Source organism: Streptomyces sp. NBC_01166 (assembly GCF_045039765.1).
In the GTDB taxonomy this organism is placed as follows: Bacteria; Actinomycetota; Actinomycetes; order Streptomycetales; family Streptomycetaceae; genus Streptomyces.
This window is the reverse complement of record NZ_CP108613.1, coordinates 5,289,030-5,305,450: the sequence shown is the minus strand read 5'-3', so window position 1 is coordinate 5,305,450 and position 16,421 is coordinate 5,289,030. Positions and strand designations below refer to the sequence as shown.

Below are 16,421 nucleotides of genomic sequence, written 5' to 3'. Positions count from 1 at the left end.
ATGAGGGGGCTCCGGGTGCCGTGCCGCGGCGGGCCCGTGGACCCCACAGGTCAGGGCGGATGCCGGAAGGGCCCGGCCGCGGGGATCGGAAGTGGGTCAGCCCAGGCGCTGGACCAGCGCGCGGTACTCGTCCCACAGCTCCTTCGGGGTGTGGTCGCCGAAGGTGTTGAGGTGCTCGGGGATCAGGGCGGCCTCCTCGCGCCAGACCTCCTTGTCCACCGTGAGCAGGAAGTCGAGCTCGGACTCGGAGAGCTCCAGGCCCTCGGTGTCCAGGGAGCCCTTGGCCGGCAGGATGCCGATCGGGGTCTCGACGCCCTCGGCCTTGCCCTCCAGCCGCTCGACGATCCACTTGAGGACACGGCTGTTCTCGCCGAATCCGGGCCACACGAACTTGCCCGCCTCGTTCTTGCGGAACCAGTTCACGTAGTAGATCTTCGGGAGCTTCGACTGGTCCGCCTTGTCGGCGCCGACCTCGACCCAGTGCTTCATGTAGTCGCCCATGTTGTAGCCGCAGAACGGCAGCATGGCGAACGGGTCGCGGCGCAGTTCGCCGACCTTGCCCTCGGCGGCGGCGGTCTTCTCGGAGGCGACGTTCGCCCCGAGGAAGACGCCGTGCTGCCAGGTGAAGGACTCGGTGACCAGCGGGACCGCGGAGGCGCGGCGGCCGCCGAAGAGGATCGCCGAGATCGGCACACCCTTCGGGTCCTCCCACTCCGGGGCGATGATCGGGCACTGGCCGGCCGGGACGGTGAAACGGGCGTTGGGATGGGCGGCGGGCGTGCCGGACTCCGGGGTCCAGTCGTTGCCCTTCCAGTCCGTGAGGTGCGCGGGAAGCTCCTCGGTCATGCCCTCCCACCAGACGTCGCCGTCGTCGGTGAGCGCGACGTTGGTGAAGACGGAGTTGCCCCACATGGTCTTCATGGCGTTGGCGTTGGTGTGCTCACCGGTGCCGGGCGCGACGCCGAAGAAGCCGGCCTCGGGGTTGATCGCGTACAGCTGACCGTCCTCGCCGAACCGCATCCAGGCGATGTCGTCGCCGATGGTCTCGACGGTCCAGCCGGAGATCGTGGGCTCCAGCATGGCGAGGTTGGTCTTGCCGCAGGCGCTCGGGAAGGCCGCCGCGACGTACTTGGACTCACCGCGCGGCGGCGTGAGCTTGAGGATCAGCATGTGCTCGGCGAGCCAGCCCTCGTCCCGCGCCATCACGGAGGCGATGCGCAGGGCGTAGCACTTCTTGCCGAGCAGGGCGTTGCCGCCGTAGCCGGATCCGTACGACCAGATCTCGCGGTCCTCGGGGAAGTGCGAGATGTACTTGGTGGAGTTGCAGGGCCAGGGCACGTCGGCCTCGCCCTCGGCCAGGGGTGCGCCGAGGGTGTGGACGGCCTTGACGAAGAAGCCGTCGGTGCCGAGCTCGTCCAGGACGTCCTGGCCCATGCGCGTCATGGTGCGCATCGAGACGGCGACGTACGCGGAGTCGGTGATCTCGACTCCGATCGCGGAGAGCGGCGAGCCGACGGGGCCCATGCAGAACGGGACGACGTACATCGTGCGGCCGCGCATGGAGCCGCGGAAGACGCCGTTCTCCCCGGTGAAGATCTCCCGCATCTCGGCGGGCGCCTTCCAGTGGTTGGTCGGGCCCGCGTCCTCCTCCTTCTCGGAGCAGATGAAGGTGCGGTCCTCGACGCGGGCGACATCGCTCGGGTCGGAGGCGGCGTAGTACGAGTTGGGTCGCTTGACCGGGTCGAGTTTCGTGAAGGTGCCCTTGGCGACGAGCTCCTCGCACAGGCGCTCGTACTCGGCCTCGGATCCGTCGCACCAGACCACGCGGTCCGGCTGGGTGAGGGCCGCGATCTCGTCCACCCAGGAGACGAGCTCCTGGTGCCGAGTGGGAACAGTGAGGGGAGCCGCGATGTCTCGCGCCACGATCGCTCCTTGTAGAGAGGGTGTGATGTCAGGCCCCGTGGGGGCTGCGACCCGGATGCTGACCCCTTCGAAATCCCCTGGCGCTCATCCGGTGCCGACCGCACTCATTTGATCATCCGACCATCCCGCCCATATGTCCAGAGGGCCGCACACGTGAGCATCGCCACTGAGGTGAGCCGGACCGACCGGTACATGGGGGGGCGGCGTCGCGTGCCCAGCCCCGCGACGCCGCCCCCCATGTACCGGTCGGCCCTACCTACGGGAGCGTAGGTAGCATGCGGATATGACTTCTGTAGCCCCCGGGTCCGGACCCGTCGAGCTCACCGACCCCGTCCCGGTCAAACCACGGATGCGCGGCTGGCTGCACGCCGGAATGTTCCCCGCGGTGGTCATCTCGGGAATTGCCCTGATCGCCATGGCCGACAGCACGCGCGCACGGGTCGCCTGCGCCGTCTACGTCGTCAGCGCCTGCCTGCTGTTCGGTGTGAGCGGGGTCTACCACCGGGGCACCTGGGGCCCGCGCGGCGAGGCCGTGCTGCGCAGGCTCGACCACGCCAACATCTTCCTGATCATCGCGGGCACCTACACGCCGCTGACCCTCCTGCTGCTGCCCGAGTCCACCAGCCGCCCGCTCCTCTGGGCGATCTGGGGCGCCGCGGCGGCCGGCATCGCCTTCCGCGTGTTCTGGGTCGGCGCCCCGCGCTGGCTCTACACTCCGTGCTACATCGCCATGGGCTGGGCCGCGGTGTTCTTCCTTCCGGACTTCATGCGCGCCGGCGGCGTCGCCGTCCTGGTCCTCGTCATCGTCGGCGGGGTGCTCTACAGCGCGGGGGGCGTCATCTACGGCCTCAAGCGCCCGAATCCGTCACCGCGCTGGTTCGGCTTCCACGAGGTGTTCCACTCGCTGACCCTGGCGGCGTTCGTCGCGCACTACGTCGGCATCTCCCTGGTCGCCTACCAGCGGTAACCGCCTCTGCGAACGGCGAAGGGCCCGGCCACCACGGCCGGGCCCTTCGCCGTACCCACGTCGCCGCGCCGAGGTCAGCCGCCCAGCTTCCCGGCCAGCTCCTCCGCGTCCGTCGTGGGCGCGTCGCACACGAAGTGCCGGCAGACGTACGCGGTCGGCTCGCCGCCCACCATCGGCCGGTCCACCAGCAGCGGGAACTCGGTGCCCGCGTCCGCCACCTCGCCCGCCGCGACGACCGCGCCGGGCGCCCGGCCGAGCAGCGCGGTCCGGTGCAGCTCCCCGCCGACCGGTCCGGCCACGGCGACCTCGCGCGGGCCGTCCAGCAGCGCTTCGGCGACCGCCAGCCCCCAGCCGATGAAGCGGGGAGCCTTAGGGCCGAGCGCCCGGACGATCCCGAGGGCGCCCTCGGCCGCCGTGCGGTGCGCCTCGGAGCCGGTGTGGGCCGCGTAGGAGAGCAGCGCGCCCGCGGCGGCGGTCCAGCCGGCCGGGGTGGCGCTGTCGGTGGGGTCCTGGGGGCGGCGGATCAGCCGCTCCGCGTCGTCGGCGGTATCGAACAGCTGCCCGCCTTCGCCGGTGAAGCGCTCCAGCACGATGTCCAGCAGGAAGCCCGCGAAGTCGAGCCAGGCGCCCTCACCGGTGACGGAGGCGAGTGCGAGGAACCCCTCGGCGACGTCGCCGTAGTCCTCCAGGACCCCGGAGTTGTCCCCCGCGCGGCCGTCCTTCGACGTGCGGCAGAGCCGGGCCACGTCGCCCATGTGCACCCGTACGAGCAGGTCGGCGGCCTCGGTGGCCCGCTCGACCAGGTCCGGGCGGTCGAAGTACGCCCCGGTCTCGGCGAGCGCGGCGATCGCGAGGCCGTTCCAGGCGGCGACGATCTTGTCGTCGCGCTCGGGGCGCACCCGCAGCTCGCGCGCCGCGAGCAGCCGGGCCCGTACGTCTGCGACCCGGGCGGCGTCGGTGTCCTCCTCCCCGGTCCGCACGAGCCGCAGGACGGAGGAGCCCTCCTCGAAGGTGCCCTCCTCGGTCACCCCGAAGTAGTCGGCGGCGAAGGCGGCGTCCTCCTCGCCCAGGACCTCGCGCAGCTGCGCGGGCGTCCACGCGTAGAAGGCGCCCTCGACGTGGCGCCCCTGCGCGTCCTCGCTGTCGGCGTCCAGCGCGGAGGCGAAGCCTCCCTCGGTGGTCCGCAGCTCGCGGACCATGAAGTCCGCCGTCTCCAGGGCGACCCGTCGGGCCAGGTCCGAGCCGGTGGCCCGCCACAGATGGGCGTACACACGGCACAGCAGCGCGTTGTCGTAGAGCATCTTCTCGAAGTGCGGGACGGTCCACTCCCCGTCGACCGCGTAGCGGGCGAAGCCGCCGCCGAGCTGGTCGTAGATCCCGCCGCGCGCCATGGCCGCGCAGCTGTCGGCGGCCATCTGCAGGGCGCCCTCGGCACCCGTACGGGCGTGGTGGCGCAGCAGGAACTCGATGACCATGGACGGCGGGAACTTGGGCGCGCCGCCGAAACCGCCGTGCTTCTCGTCGTAGTCCCGGGTCAGCCGCAGCAGGGCCTGCGCCAGCTCCGGTTCGCCGGGCAGGCCGCCCTCGCCGGCGGCCAGGGAGCGGCCCGCGAGGTCGCGGACGATGCGCCCGGCCACCTCGGCGACCTCGTCGCGCCGGTCGGTCCAGGCGGCCACGACGCCTTCGAGGACCTGGTGGAAGGAGGGCATGCCGTGGCGGGGCTCGGGCGGGAAGTACGTGCCGAAGTAGAAGGGCTCGGCCTCGTCGGTCAGGAAGACGGTCATCGGCCAGCCGCCCTGGCCGGTCGCGGCCTGGACGGCCTCCATGTACACGGCGTCGACGTCGGGCCGCTCCTCGCGGTCGACCTTCACCGGCACGAAGTGCGCGTTGAGGTAGTCGGCGACGGCGGGGTCCTCGAACGACTCGTGGGCCATCACATGACACCAGTGGCAGCTGGCGTACCCGACGCTGAGCAGCACGGGGACGCCGCGGCGGCGGGCCTCCTCGAACGCCTCGGGCGACCACGGCCACCAGTCGACGGGGTTGTCGGCGTGCTGGAGGAGGTAGGGGGAGGTGGTCTGCGCAAGTCGGTTGGCCATACCCCAATCCTTGCGCACGGAGGATGGCGGCGGGGGGACGGGCTCACCGGGGCGCTGAGGTTCGGCCCGCCCGCGCCTGTCGGGAGCCACGGCGGGCCGAGCCCTCGGACAGCACAGGGACACTAGGCTGAGCCAAGCAGTGCTGGAACTGCAGAGCTCCTCGAAGGAGGTACACCATGACTTCCGAGATGGTGGCGCCCACGTGGATGCATACGCGGATCAGCGCGGAGCAGTACGACTCCTGGTCCGAGGAGCAGTGTGCCGGTATCGAGATCGTGGACGGGACGGTCGTCGTGACCCCGAGCGCCTCCAAGCGGCACAACCGGCCGGCCCGCATCCTGGCCAATGCCCTGGACGCCGCGGCAGGCCCGGACTGGAACGCCGACACGGACTTCGATGTCCGCCTGCAGGACGTTCCCCTCACGAACCGCCGTCCGGACGTCGTCGTCCACCGGGCGGAGACCATCGACATCACGCCCACCCGCCCCGAACACGTGCTCCTGGTCGCCGAGATCGTGTCGCCGGGCTCGGAGACCACCGACCGAGTCGTGAAGGTGGACCAGTACGCCAAGGCCGGCATCCCCTTCTACTGGCGCATCGAGCAGGCCCCCACCGGTGTCCCGATCGTCTACACATACGTACTCGACCCCGCCACCAAGGCCTACAGGGACGGCGAGATGTTCACCGGCGTGATCAAGGCTGCCGCGCCCTTCTACGTAGCTGTGGACCTGGGAACCGTCTGACGGTCCCCGACGGTGCCGCGCACCTGGCCGTTCGACGGACCTCCCCCGTTCGCGCGGTACGGCGGCGTCCGGCGGCGCGCCGAACCCGGGGGCGCAGTCTCGCGGACTCCCTGTCGCGGGGGCGCCGGACCGAGGACACTGGATGGTCAACGCAGCGGATCCGGCCGCGACCTGGCCAGGGTCGGGAACGAGGGGGATGCATGGGGATGCGGGACAGCCACCGGGCCGAAGCCGAACGGCTGTTGGTACGTGCCGTGGAGGAAGAGGCACGGCGGACAGGTGGCCGGACGGACTCCGGCGCGCTGCTGGCCCGTGCGCGGGGCGCACTCGACACCATGGCCGCGGGAGCGGCCGAGGAGTACGCCGCCTACACCCGGGCGCTGGACGACTCGGGGGCCGGCCAGCCGCTGTCCGCGCGGTTCAGCCGAGCGACCCTGGGAACGCCGCTGCTGGTGACGGGAGTTGCCGCCGCGGCCGCCTTCGGCGCGGATCTGGCCCTGGGCACCGCGACCGGTCTCGCCCTGGGCGCGGGCGCGGTCGTCGCCGCCGCGGGGACGACGGTCACGGTGGCGCGGGCGACCGCCTCGCACTGGCCGGCCGCGCACCGCAGGGCGGGCGAACGGAATCAGCCCGGCGGCCCCGAGCAGCTGCGCCTGGAGTGGCTGACGGCCCTGGAGGTACGGGGCATCCGCCCGTTCCTCGACCAGCAGCGCATGCTGACCGCGTCCACCCGTCCGCCGAAGAAGACGGGCACCTCCGTGGTGGCGCAGCTGCGCGGCGGTGACCGCAGTGCCGCCGCACGCGCCCGGTCGGTCCTGGAACAGTCCTTCGGCCATCTGCCGGCCGTGGACGGCCCGTTCGCGGGGCGCCGCGAGGAACTGGCGCAGATCGCCCGGTGGGTGCACGCGGCCCGCGCCGCGACCGAGACCAGGCCGACCGTCGTCGTCCTGCACGGCACCCCGGGCTCCGGGCGCACCACACTCGCCGTACGGGCAGCGCACGCGCTCAAGGACCAGTTCCGCGGGGCGTGCGTGGTCGATCTGCGGGGCGATGTCTCCGGCGAGACCCCGCTGCCGACCCGGGACGCGCTGCTGCACCTGCTCAACCGGCTGGGAGCGCCGCGCGAACAGCTGCTCTTCCGTGAGAGGTCCTCCGCCGAGCAGCAGGTCCGGCGCCTGAGCGAGCTCTACCACCAGCATCTGACGGGAACACCGGTCACGATCGTCCTGGACGACGCCACCGACGCCGCCCAGGTCCGCACGCTCGTCCCCGAGCGCTCGGACAGCCTGGTCCTCGTCACGGCCCGCGAGCCGCTCGCCCTGCCCGACGACATCCCGGCCCGGGTGTACCACCTGCCCGTCGGCGGTCTGGAGGCGGCGGGCGCCGAGGAGTTGTTGCGGGAGTCGGCCCTGGACGAGGAGGCCGGTCCGTACGACTACCCGTCGACCGACACCGTCGTCGAACTGTGCGGCGGGCTGCCGCTCGCCCTGCGGGTGGTGGGCTCCGCACTCGGCGCGCGGTCCCGGGCCGAGCTTGCGTCGGCCCTCGGGGCGTACGGTCCGGTCGCGCCCGTCGAACGGGCCCTGTGGCTGCGCTACACCGACCAGTCCGAGGCGGCCCGCCGGCTGTTGCGGCGGCTCGCCCTCGCCGGGCGGGCCAGCCTCGGGGCCGCCGCGGCCGCGTCGCTGCTGTCCTCGGACGAGCAGGAGGCCGGCCGTCTGCTGGAGACGCTGGCCCGGGCCGGGCTGCTGGTGCATGTGCGGGGCGCGCGTTACCGGCTGCACGACCTCGTACGGGACTTCGCCCTGGCCAGGCTGCTCGACGAGGAGCCGGCGGCCGACCGTACAGCCGCGCAGGAGCGTCTCATCCAGAACTACGCGGAGCTCGCCGACGCGGTGATCCGCATGGTCGACGGCAAGATGTCCACCCGTGCCGGGCAGTTCGGCTCGCACGGCTTCAGTTCGCTGGACGCCGCCCTGCGCTGGCTGGACGACGAGTCGAGCTTCATCACCTCGGCGCTGCGGCACGCCGAGGGCGTCGACCAGGCGGCCGTGCTCCATCTGCTGGGCGCCCTGTGCGACTACTGCCTGTTGCGCGGCGACCTCTACCGGCTCGGTGAGATCAGCGAGCTGACGCAGGCCGTCGACCAGGGGCTCCTGGAGCGGTCGGTGCAGTGGCGTACGGGTATCGCGGCCCGGCAGCTCGGTGAGCTCGACAAGGCCCGCACGACGCTGTCCTCCGTCGTCGGCCTCTACCGCGAGGCGCAGAACGACGCGGGCGCCGCCCTCGCCCTCTGTTCGCTCGGCATCACCCTGCACCACCAGGGCAATCTGGCCGAGGCGTCGGCCCGGCTGCGGGAGGCGCTCACCCTGCAGGCCTCCCCGGAGCAGGCGGAGGACCGGGCCTGGTCCCTGCACGCCCTGGCTGCCGTCGAACGCGACCGGGCGAATCTGTCCGAGGCCCTGGCCCTGCTGGACACCGCGCTGGCCCTGCACCGCGAGGGCGAGTCCCTGCACGGCGAGGCCTGGTCGCACTTCCAGCTCGGCCAGGTCTGTCTGCGCCTCGGCGAGGTGGCCCGGGCCGAGGAGGAGCTGTCCGCCGCGCTGGACCTGTACGGCCGCACCCGGGACGAGCGAGGGGAGGCCTGGGCGCTGACCCAGCTGGCCCGCGCACGGCTGTTGGACGGCGACCCCGCGCCGGCGGTGGAGCAGCTGCGCGACGCCCTCGCCCGGCACCGGGGCAACGAGGACGCGCGGGGCGAGGCGTGGACGCGGTACTACCTCGGGCAGGCGCTGGAGGAGGACGGCGACACCGACCAGGCGGTACGGGAGCTGGAGCGGGCGCGCACGATGTTCTCCCGGATGCGGGACGTCTACGGGCTGGCGTGCGCCCGCCACCATTCGGGGCGCGTCACCCGTGACCAGCGGGCCGCGCAGACGGGCAACCTGCGGAACTCCGGATTCGCCCGGCAGCTCCTGGTGGACGCCCGGGCCGACTTCCGGCGGATCGGGGTGGCCCACGGCGAGGCCTGGACCTGCCTGGAGCTGGCCCTGGTCGACGGCGGGAACAACCGGGCGGCGCAGGCTCTGGATCTCTGCGGCGAGGCGATCACCCTGTTCGCCTCGTACGGCGACGCCCGCGGCGGCGACTGGGCGGCGTTCCTGCGGTGCACGCTGCTGCCGTACGCCTCACCGGGCGGCAGCGAGGTGGGCACCGCGGTGGCGCAGCAGGAGCTCGCGGACCTGATGGAGGCGGCCCACCCGCTCCGGGACGCCAAGCTGGAGGACTGCGCGGAGGCCTTCCGCGTCGTCCTGAACCGCGGGGTGGAGCTGGACGACGGCTGGCAGGCCTGGCGCCTCGGCCTGACGCCGTCCCGGCACGCCCGCGAGGTGATGGGGGTCGCGGTGGGCGTACGGCCCTGAGGCGGGCCGCTCAAGGCGCCGGGCTGCCGGGCCGTTTCCCCGGTCCGGCCGCCCGGCCGGGCCGGGTCAGCCCTTGCCCGAGGCGTTCGCCTTCGTCCCGCTGCCGGAGGCGGCCGTCTCCGCCCCGCCGTCGGCGCCCGCGGGCTCCGCCGCCGGGTCGGGGGCCTCCTCGAAGTCGACCTTGCCCATGTGGCGGTTCATCGACTTCATCAGGAGCCACACCCCGACGGCGAGCGCCGCGAAGACGAGGAAGCCGAGGACGCCGGGAGTCACCTTGTTCTTGTCGAGCTCATCGGCGGCGAGCGGAACGAGCTGCGTCAGTGCCTGGGTCGCGTACATATCAGGCATTGTCGCGGATGCCCGCGAAGAGGTCGCTCTCGGGGAGGGAGGTATCGACCAGAGACTTGGCGAGCTCGTACTCCTCGGTCGGCCAGACCTCCCTCTGGACGTCCATCGGCACCCGGAACCAGCCGCCGTCCGGATCGATCTGCGTCGCGTGCGCGATCAGCGCCTTGTCGCGGATCTCGAAGAAGTCGTCGCACGGGATGTGCGTGGTCAGCGTGCGTTCGGCGCGCTCGAACTCCTTCCAGCGCTCCAGCCAGTCGCCGTACGGGGACTCCAGCCCGCGGGCGAGCAGCGCCTCGTGCAGGGCGAGCGTGCGCGGCTTGTTGAAGCCCTGGTTGTAGTAGAGCTTCTGCGGCTGCCAGGCCGGGCCGAACTCCGCCTCGGGGAACCTCTCGGTGTCCCCCGCGGCCTCGAACGCGATCATGGAGATCGTGTGGGTCTTGATGTGGTCGGGGTGCGGATACCCGCCGTTCTCGTCGTAGGTGGTGATCACCTGCGGCCGGAACGCGCGGATCTTCGCGACGAGACGCCCCGCCGCCGTCTCGTCGTCCTCCAGTGCGAAGCAGCCCTCGGGCAGCGGGGGCAGCGGGTCGCCCTCGGGGAGACCCGAGTCGACGAAGCCGAGCCACTCCTGCTTGACGCCCAGGATCTCCCGGGCCTCGTCCATCTCCTTCTTGCGCACCTCGTGGATGTTCGCCTCGATGTACGCGTCCCCCTGGAGCTTCGGGTTGAGGATGGATCCCCGTTCGCCCCCTGTGCAGGTGACGACCAGGACGTCCACCCCCTCGGACACGTACTTGGCCATGGTGGCCGCGCCCTTGCTCGACTCGTCGTCGGGGTGGGCGTGCACGGCCATCAGTCTCAGCTGCTCGGTCAAGACTCGGTCCTCAGTGATTGGTCGCAGTGGTCGGCTTCTATAGTGACTGAACCGGGGGGTGGAAAATTCCTCGATCCCCGGTACGGGAGGAACGATCATGGCAGCGGTGCGCGAGGCCTTGCCCGAGGGGCGCTACGGCCGGTCGCAGGATGAGCGCGCGGACCGCAAGCTGAAGATCATCGGTTCGGTGCTGGGCGTGCTCTTCCTCGCGATGCTCGGCTGGTTCGGCTACGACTACGTGGCCGGTCAGGACGTCAGCGCCGAGCTCATCAAGTCCAGGATCGTCTCGGACAGCCGCGCCGAGGCCCACCTGGAGGTCCGCAAGGACCGGGACGCCGACGGGCACTGCACGCTCCGCGCCCTGAGCGAGGACGGCGGCGAGGTCGGCCGGGCGGACTTCCGGTTCGACGAGCGCTCCGAGCGGATCGACGAGGTCGTCTCCCTGCGCACCACCTCAAGGGCGACGGCGGTGGAACTGAAGGGGTGCGCCGCCGGCTGACCGCGCTCCGGGGCGCGCGCCGTGCCTGATACCCGCACTCCGGTGCTGACCTGCACGGATGCGCGTGTGACGATTTACCTTCTCCCCCTTTTCGCGCGGAATTGTTAGGCTCGTTGTTTCGCCCACCCGTGGCAGCGCATGCTTGGGGTAGGGCGTTGCTTTGTATTCCCAGCACCGACGAGGAGCACCCTGTGACCCAGACCAGCGATAACGTCACCTGGCTCACGCCGGAGGCGTACAACCAGCTGAAGGCGGAGCTGGAGTACCTGTCTGGTCCCGCGCGCACGGAGATCTCCGTCAAGATCGCGGCGGCCCGCGAGGAGGGTGACCTCCGCGAGAACGGCGGGTACCACGCGGCCAAGGAGGAGCAGGGCAAGATGGAGCTCCGGGTCCGCCAGCTGACCCAGCTCCTGGAGCACGCGAAGGTCGGCGAAGCCCCCGCCGACGACGGCGTGGTCGAGCCCGGCATGGTCGTGACCATCGCCTTCGACGGCGACCCCGACGACACAGTCACCTTCCTGCTCGCCTCCCGCGAGTACGCGAGCACCGACATCGAGACCTACTCCCCGCAGTCCCCGCTCGGCACTGGCGTGAACGGCAAGCGGGTGGGCGACGACGCGGAGTACGAGCTCCCGAACGGCAAGAAGGCCACGGTGAAGATCGTCTCGGCGAAGCCCTACCAGGGCTGAGCCCCCACACACGTACGGAGCCCCGGCCGCGAGTGCGGCCGGGGCTCCGTCGTGCCCGGTACCTCTCGTCCGGATCAGGCCGGGGTCGCGGGCTCAGCGGGCCAGCAGGTCCCGGATCGCCGCCGCGATCTCGTCGGGCGCCTCCTCGGCCATGAAATGCCCCGCCCGGGTCAGCCGGTGGTCCAGGTCCTGGGCCCATGCCTTCCACACGCCCGCGGCGTCGTAGCCCAGCTGCGCGTCCCAGTCCTGCTGGAGGACCGTCACGGGCATGGCCAGCTGCGACCCGGCGTCCAGGTCAGCCTGGTCGTGCGTGACGTCGATGCCCGCCGAGGCCCGGTAGTCGGCGACGATCGACGTCACCGCCGCGGCGCTCGTCCGCAGGTACTCGGCACGCACCTCCTCCGGCATGGCGGCGGGGTCGGCGGCCCAGGCGTCGAGGAACGAGCCGAAGAACGCGTCCGCGCTGTTGGCGATCATCGTCTCCGGCAGGCCGGGCGGCTGCGCCATGAGGAAGAGGTGGTAGCCGACGGCCGCCGGGACGCCGTGCAGGACCTTCCACATGTCGAGCGTCGGTACGACGTCGAGGATGCCCAGGTGCGTGACGGTCTCGGGGTGGTCCAGCCCCGCCCGGAAGGCGACCAGCGCGCCCCGGTCGTGGCCGACGAGAGCGAAGCGCCCGTGGCCGAGCGCCGCCGCCAGGGCGACGACGTCGGCGGCCATGGTGCGCTTGGCGTAGACGTCGGGGCCGGTGGCCTCCGGCTTGTCGCTCGCGCCGTAGCCCCGCAGGTCGGGACAGATCACCGTGTGCTCGCCGGCGAGCCGCTCGGCGACGTGCCGCCACATCAGGTGGGTCTGGGGGAAGCCGTGCAGCAGCACCACCGGGGTGCCGCTGCCGCCGACAGCGGCGGCCAGCTCCACCCCGTCCGCACCGGGGAGGCGGATGTGGTCGAAGCCGGGGAGGGTGAGCGTCATGAGGGACCGTCCTGTCGGGTCGGGGGCTGACCGGGCCAGCGTGGGCGACGGTGATCAGCAGCCGATCAGCACGGTTGGGCGCGGCCACCCCCGGCACGGAGGATGGGTGCATGCGAATCGACGCGCTCGGTGCCGTGCGGGCCTTCCACGACGACGGGAGCCCGGTCGTCCTGGGCGGGCCCCGCCATCGTGAGGTGCTCGCCCGGCTCGTGGCCGCCGAGGGACGGATGGTCACCACCGACACCCTGGTCGACGACCTGTGGGCCGATCCGCCGGCCCGCGCCGTGGGCGCTCTGCGTACGTTCGTCGCCGCGCTGCGCCGCGCCGTCGAACCCGGTCGGCCGCCCCGCGATCCCTCGCGCGTGCTCGTCACCGAGGGCCCCGGCTACGCGCTGCGCCTGCCGCGCGAGGACGTGGACGTCCACCGGTTCGAGGACACGCTGGCCCGCACCCGGCACAGCCCCGACGCGGTGACCGCCCTGGGCTCGGCACTCGCGGCCTGGCGTGGCCCCGCCTACGCCGATGTGACCGGCTCCGTATGGGCAGAGCGCGAACGGGCCCGGCTGGAGGAGCTGAGGCTGGAGGGGGTGGAGCTGCGTGCCCGCATCCTCCTCGATTCCGGGGAGGGCGCCGCTCTCGTCGCCGAACTGGGTGCCCATGTCGCCGAACACCCGTGGCGGGAGCCGGCCTGGGGGCTGCTCGCCCGGGCGCTCCACCGGGCGGGCCGCCGGGCCGACGCGCTCGCCACCCTCCGTCGTGCCCGCGCCATGCTGGTCGGTCAGCTCGGGCTCGACCCCGGCGCCGGTCTCCGCAGGCTGGAGACGGACATCCTCAACGGGCACGAGCCCCTGGAAGCCGCGCCCGCCTCGTGGACCGGCCATGGGGTCCGGCTCGGGCCGCGCACCACCGTGGATCTGGCCCGCACCCTCGCGCTGGCGGGCGGCGAGGCCCTCGTCCACTCGCGGCGCGACCGTCTCGCCGCCGTCAGGGCGGCGGAACGCACCGGAGACCTCGCCCTGACCGCCCGGATCATCGGCGCCTACGACGTGCCCGCCATCTGGAGCCGGGCCGACGACCCCGAGCAGTCCCGCGCCGTCGTCGCGGCTGCCGAGCGCACGCTGGCCGCGCTCGGCCCCGACGGCCCCGCCGTCCTGGTCGCCCGCCTCCTGGCCACGGTCGCCGTCGAGAGCCGCAGCGCCGATCTGTCCCTGCCCGAGCTGGAGCGCGCTCAGCAGGCGGCACGGCGGGCCGGGACGCTGGCACGGGAGCAGGCCGACCCCGCCGTGCTGGCGTTCGCCCTCAACGGGGTGTTCCTGCAGTCCTTCACCCGCCCCGGGCTGGCCCCCGTCCGGGACGGGACCGGCGCCGAGATCCTCGCCCTGGCCACCCGCCACGGGCTGCCGGACTTCGCCGTGCTCGGACGGCTCGTCCGCCTGCAGTCCGCCTCGGCCCTCGGCGACCTCGAAGCCGCGGCCTCGCACGCCGACGCGGCCGAACAGCTCGCCGCCACGACCGAGGCGCCCCTCGTCCCCGTCCTCACCAGGTGGTTCCGGGCCCGGGTCACGGCCGCCCGCAGTGCCGAACCCGGTGGACCGACCGCTGCCGAGGCCGCGGCGCACTACCGCGCCGCGGAGGACGCCCTCCGGACGGCCGGTATGCCGGGGTTGCACCGCGGTCTGTTCCCACTCGCCCTCCTGGGGCTGCGCCTGCTGCACGACCGGCCACCGCCCACCGGCCCGCACCTCGACTGGGGCCCGTACGGACCCTGGGTGCGCCCTCTCGTACTGCTCGCCCGGGACCGGTCCGAGGAGGCCCGTGCGGCCCTCGCCGCGGCGCCCGAGCCCCCGCGTGACCACATGCAGGAGGCGCTGTGGTGCCTGACCGCCCACGCCGCCGCGCGCCTCGGCGAGCGCGGGACCGCCGCACGCGCGGCGGCTGCCCTGCGCGGCGCCCGCGCGGAAGACGCGGGCGCCGCGAGCGGGATGCTGACCCTGGGCCCGGTGGCGCGCTACCTGGCGGAGGCGGAGGCCTGCGCCGGCCCGCACACATCGACGCCGTGAACCGGCAAGCCCCAGTGGGCAAGCCTGGTCACAGGCCGGTCCGAGCGGGCTCCTAGTATGAGAAACCGTGTTCTCCGACGGACGCTGACGCCCGCTTGGTCGTGCCCGCCGCCCAACGCCTGACACCACGTCCAACGCCCGGCGACAGAGCCGAGCATCGAGGAGAGGAACGTTCATGCGCGCCCGGAGCATCGCAGCGGCCACCGCGACAGCAGTGGCGCTGGTGGCAGCCCGCGACCTCGTCCAGAAGAAGCACGCACTGCTCCGGAACTTCCCGGTGATCGGGCACGCCCGCTACCTGCTGGAGACGATCGGGCCGGAACTGCGGCAGTACATCGTGACCTCCAACGACGAGGAGCGCCCGTTCAGCCGCGACCAGCGCACGTGGATCTACGCGTCGGCGAAGGAGGAGAACAACTACTTCGGGTTCGGAACCGACAACGACGTCGAGCACATGCAGGGGCACGCGTACCTGAAGCAGCGCACGTTCGCCGGTGCGCTGCCCGACGTGCACGACGCGCAGGCCCCGCTGCCTTCGGCCAAGGTGCTGGGCGGGCCGCGTGGGCGCGCCCGGGCGTTCCGGCCGGCGAGCGTGGTGAACATCTCGGCGATGAGCTTCGGATCGCTCTCCGGTGCGGCGGTCACGGCGCTCAACAAGGGGGCGGCGCTGGCGGGCACGCTGCAGAACACCGGAGAGGGCGGCCTCTCGCCGTACCACCGCAACGGCGGCGACCTCGTCCTGCAGATCGGTACGGCGTACTTCGGCTGCCGCAACGAGGACGGCACCTTCAGCATCGACAAGCTCAAGGACGTCGTCGCCGGCGCCCCGGTCAAGGCGATAGAGATCAAACTCTCCCAGGGCGCCAAGCCAGGGCTGGGCGGGATGCTGCCGGGCTCGAAGGTGACCCCGGAGATCGCCGGGATCCGCGGTATCCCGGTCGGCCAGGACTGCGCCTCGCCCTCGCGGCACACCGCGTTCAGCGACGTCGACTCGATGCTCGACTTCGTCGAACTGATCGCCACCGAGACCGGTCTGCCGGTCGGGGTCAAGAGCGCGGTCGGCGAGATGGACTTCTGGCAGGAGCTTGCCCAGCTGATGGCACGTGGTGACCGGGGTGTCGACTTCGTGACCGTCGACGGCGGCGAGGGCGGCACCGGGGCGGCGCCGCTGACCTTCGCCGACTCGGTGTCGCTGCCGTTCCGGATGGGTTTCTCCCGGGTCTACGGCACCTTCGCCGAACTGGGGCTGACCGACGACCTGACCTTCATCGCCTCCGGCAAGCTCGGTCTGCCCGAGAACGCCGCGGTCGCCTTCGCCCTGGGTGCCGACATGATCAACGTGGCGCGTGAGGCGATGCTGTCGATCGGCTGCATCCAGGCGCAGAAGTGCCACACGGACAAGTGCCCCACCGGCGTCGCCACCCAGAACCCCAGGCTGGCCCGTGGCATCGACCCGGCCTCGAAGGCCATCCGGGCGGCTGCCTACCTGCGCACCCTGCGCAGGGAGCTGATGAAGCTCTCGGCGGCCGTCGGCGTCGCCCACCCGGCACTCATCACAGCCACCGACGTCGAGATAATGAACGGCGACTACGACGCCCGCACCCTGCTCAGCGTCTACGGCTACAAGAACGGCTGGGGCGAGCTCGGCCCGCACCTCGCCGAGGAGCTCACCGCACTGCTCACCACGAAACGGGCCTCCGAGCAGAAGCCGGTCGTCTGACCCGCCGGTATCGCCCTCATTCCCATGCCCCGGGAACAGCCGGTCCCTGGGTCCTCTCGTCTGCCTCATGCTGGACTCGTGGGGCCCGGCGCCGCTCCCCGATCC

12 protein-coding genes are annotated in these 16,421 nt (G+C 72.4%); 7 read left to right on the top strand and 5 right to left on the bottom strand.

Annotated elements, in window-relative coordinates:
* Window positions 1-96: 96 nt before the first annotated feature.
* Window positions 97-1,923 (bottom strand): phosphoenolpyruvate carboxykinase (GTP), encoded by a 1,827-nt coding sequence (locus OG379_RS24565; protein ID WP_405665177.1) that lies wholly within the window; start codon window positions 1,921-1,923, stop codon window positions 97-99.
* A 283-nt stretch (window positions 1,924-2,206) separates the two neighbouring features.
* On the opposite strand from OG379_RS24565, the gene OG379_RS24560 reads away from it, so the two are divergent.
* On the top strand, window positions 2,207-2,890 hold the full coding sequence (locus OG379_RS24560) for a hemolysin III family protein (protein ID WP_405665176.1): 684 nt from the start codon (window positions 2,207-2,209) through the stop codon (window positions 2,888-2,890).
* 74 nt (window positions 2,891-2,964) lie between these two features.
* Here the strand turns inward: OG379_RS24560 and OG379_RS24555 are convergent, their stop codons facing one another.
* The gene (locus tag OG379_RS24555) at window positions 2,965-4,989 is read right to left on the bottom strand and encodes a thioredoxin domain-containing protein (protein WP_405665175.1); all 2,025 of its coding nucleotides are present in this window, start codon (window positions 4,987-4,989) and stop codon (window positions 2,965-2,967) included.
* 176 nt (window positions 4,990-5,165) lie between these two features.
* Between OG379_RS24555 and OG379_RS24550 the strand changes: the two genes are divergently transcribed.
* Window positions 5,166-5,732 (top strand): Uma2 family endonuclease, encoded by a 567-nt coding sequence (locus OG379_RS24550; RefSeq protein WP_405665174.1) that lies wholly within the window; start codon window positions 5,166-5,168, stop codon window positions 5,730-5,732.
* Between the two features lie 206 nt (window positions 5,733-5,938).
* Complete coding sequence (locus tag OG379_RS24545; protein WP_405668629.1) at window positions 5,939-9,154, top strand: tetratricopeptide repeat protein; 3,216 nt, start codon at window positions 5,939-5,941, stop codon at window positions 9,152-9,154.
* A gap of 66 nt (window positions 9,155-9,220) precedes the next feature.
* On the opposite strand, the gene OG379_RS24540 is transcribed toward OG379_RS24545, so the two are convergent.
* Window positions 9,221-9,493: a hypothetical protein gene (locus OG379_RS24540; RefSeq protein ID WP_405665173.1), complete on the bottom strand. Its 273-nt coding sequence runs from the start codon at window positions 9,491-9,493 to the stop codon at window positions 9,221-9,223.
* A gap of 1 nt (window position 9,494) precedes the next feature.
* A complete protein-coding gene (gene mca / locus OG379_RS24535) occupies window positions 9,495-10,376 on the bottom strand; it encodes a mycothiol conjugate amidase Mca (protein ID WP_362940105.1) in 882 nt (293 codons plus the stop codon).
* A 97-nt stretch (window positions 10,377-10,473) separates the two neighbouring features.
* On the opposite strand from mca, the gene OG379_RS24530 reads away from it, so the two are divergent.
* Together OG379_RS24530 and greA are read left to right on the top strand one after the other, a co-directional pair.
* The gene (locus tag OG379_RS24530) at window positions 10,474-10,875 is read left to right on the top strand and encodes a DUF4307 domain-containing protein (protein ID WP_393764767.1); all 402 of its coding nucleotides are present in this window, start codon (window positions 10,474-10,476) and stop codon (window positions 10,873-10,875) included.
* A gap of 191 nt (window positions 10,876-11,066) precedes the next feature.
* Window positions 11,067-11,564 (top strand): transcription elongation factor GreA, encoded by a 498-nt coding sequence (gene greA / locus OG379_RS24525; protein WP_033297886.1) that lies wholly within the window; start codon window positions 11,067-11,069, stop codon window positions 11,562-11,564.
* A 93-nt stretch (window positions 11,565-11,657) separates the two neighbouring features.
* On the opposite strand, the gene OG379_RS24520 is transcribed toward greA, so the two are convergent.
* Window positions 11,658-12,536, bottom strand: a complete 879-nt coding sequence (locus tag OG379_RS24520) for an alpha/beta fold hydrolase (protein WP_405665171.1) — start codon at window positions 12,534-12,536, stop codon at window positions 11,658-11,660.
* Between the two features lie 110 nt (window positions 12,537-12,646).
* On the opposite strand from OG379_RS24520, the gene OG379_RS24515 reads away from it, so the two are divergent.
* Together OG379_RS24515 and OG379_RS24510 are read left to right on the top strand one after the other, a co-directional pair.
* A complete protein-coding gene (locus tag OG379_RS24515; RefSeq protein ID WP_405665170.1) occupies window positions 12,647-14,596 on the top strand; it encodes a BTAD domain-containing putative transcriptional regulator in 1,950 nt (649 codons plus the stop codon).
* 175 nt (window positions 14,597-14,771) lie between these two features.
* Window positions 14,772-16,316: an FMN-binding glutamate synthase family protein gene (locus tag OG379_RS24510; RefSeq protein ID WP_405665169.1), complete on the top strand. Its 1,545-nt coding sequence runs from the start codon at window positions 14,772-14,774 to the stop codon at window positions 16,314-16,316.
* Window positions 16,317-16,421 lie beyond the last annotated feature (105 nt).

What these genes read in the sequence shown, in the direction of transcription:
- OG379_RS24560 (WP_405665176.1), top strand. Translation starts at nt 2,207, where the DNA reads ATGACTTCTGTAGCCCCCGGGTCCGGACCCGTCGAGCTCACCGACCCC.
- OG379_RS24555 (WP_405665175.1), bottom strand. Translation starts at nt 4,989, where the DNA reads ATGGCCAACCGACTTGCGCAGACCACCTCCCCCTACCTCCTCCAGCAC.
- OG379_RS24550 (WP_405665174.1), top strand. Translation starts at nt 5,166, where the DNA reads ATGACTTCCGAGATGGTGGCGCCCACGTGGATGCATACGCGGATCAGC.
- OG379_RS24545 (WP_405668629.1), top strand. Translation starts at nt 5,939, where the DNA reads ATGCGGGACAGCCACCGGGCCGAAGCCGAACGGCTGTTGGTACGTGCC.
- OG379_RS24540 (WP_405665173.1), bottom strand. Translation starts at nt 9,493, where the DNA reads ATGTACGCGACCCAGGCACTGACGCAGCTCGTTCCGCTCGCCGCCGAT.
- OG379_RS24530 (WP_393764767.1), top strand. Translation starts at nt 10,474, where the DNA reads ATGGCAGCGGTGCGCGAGGCCTTGCCCGAGGGGCGCTACGGCCGGTCG.
- OG379_RS24520 (WP_405665171.1), bottom strand. Translation starts at nt 12,536, where the DNA reads ATGACGCTCACCCTCCCCGGCTTCGACCACATCCGCCTCCCCGGTGCG.
- OG379_RS24515 (WP_405665170.1), top strand. Translation starts at nt 12,647, where the DNA reads ATGCGAATCGACGCGCTCGGTGCCGTGCGGGCCTTCCACGACGACGGG.
- OG379_RS24510 (WP_405665169.1), top strand. Translation starts at nt 14,772, where the DNA reads ATGCGCGCCCGGAGCATCGCAGCGGCCACCGCGACAGCAGTGGCGCTG.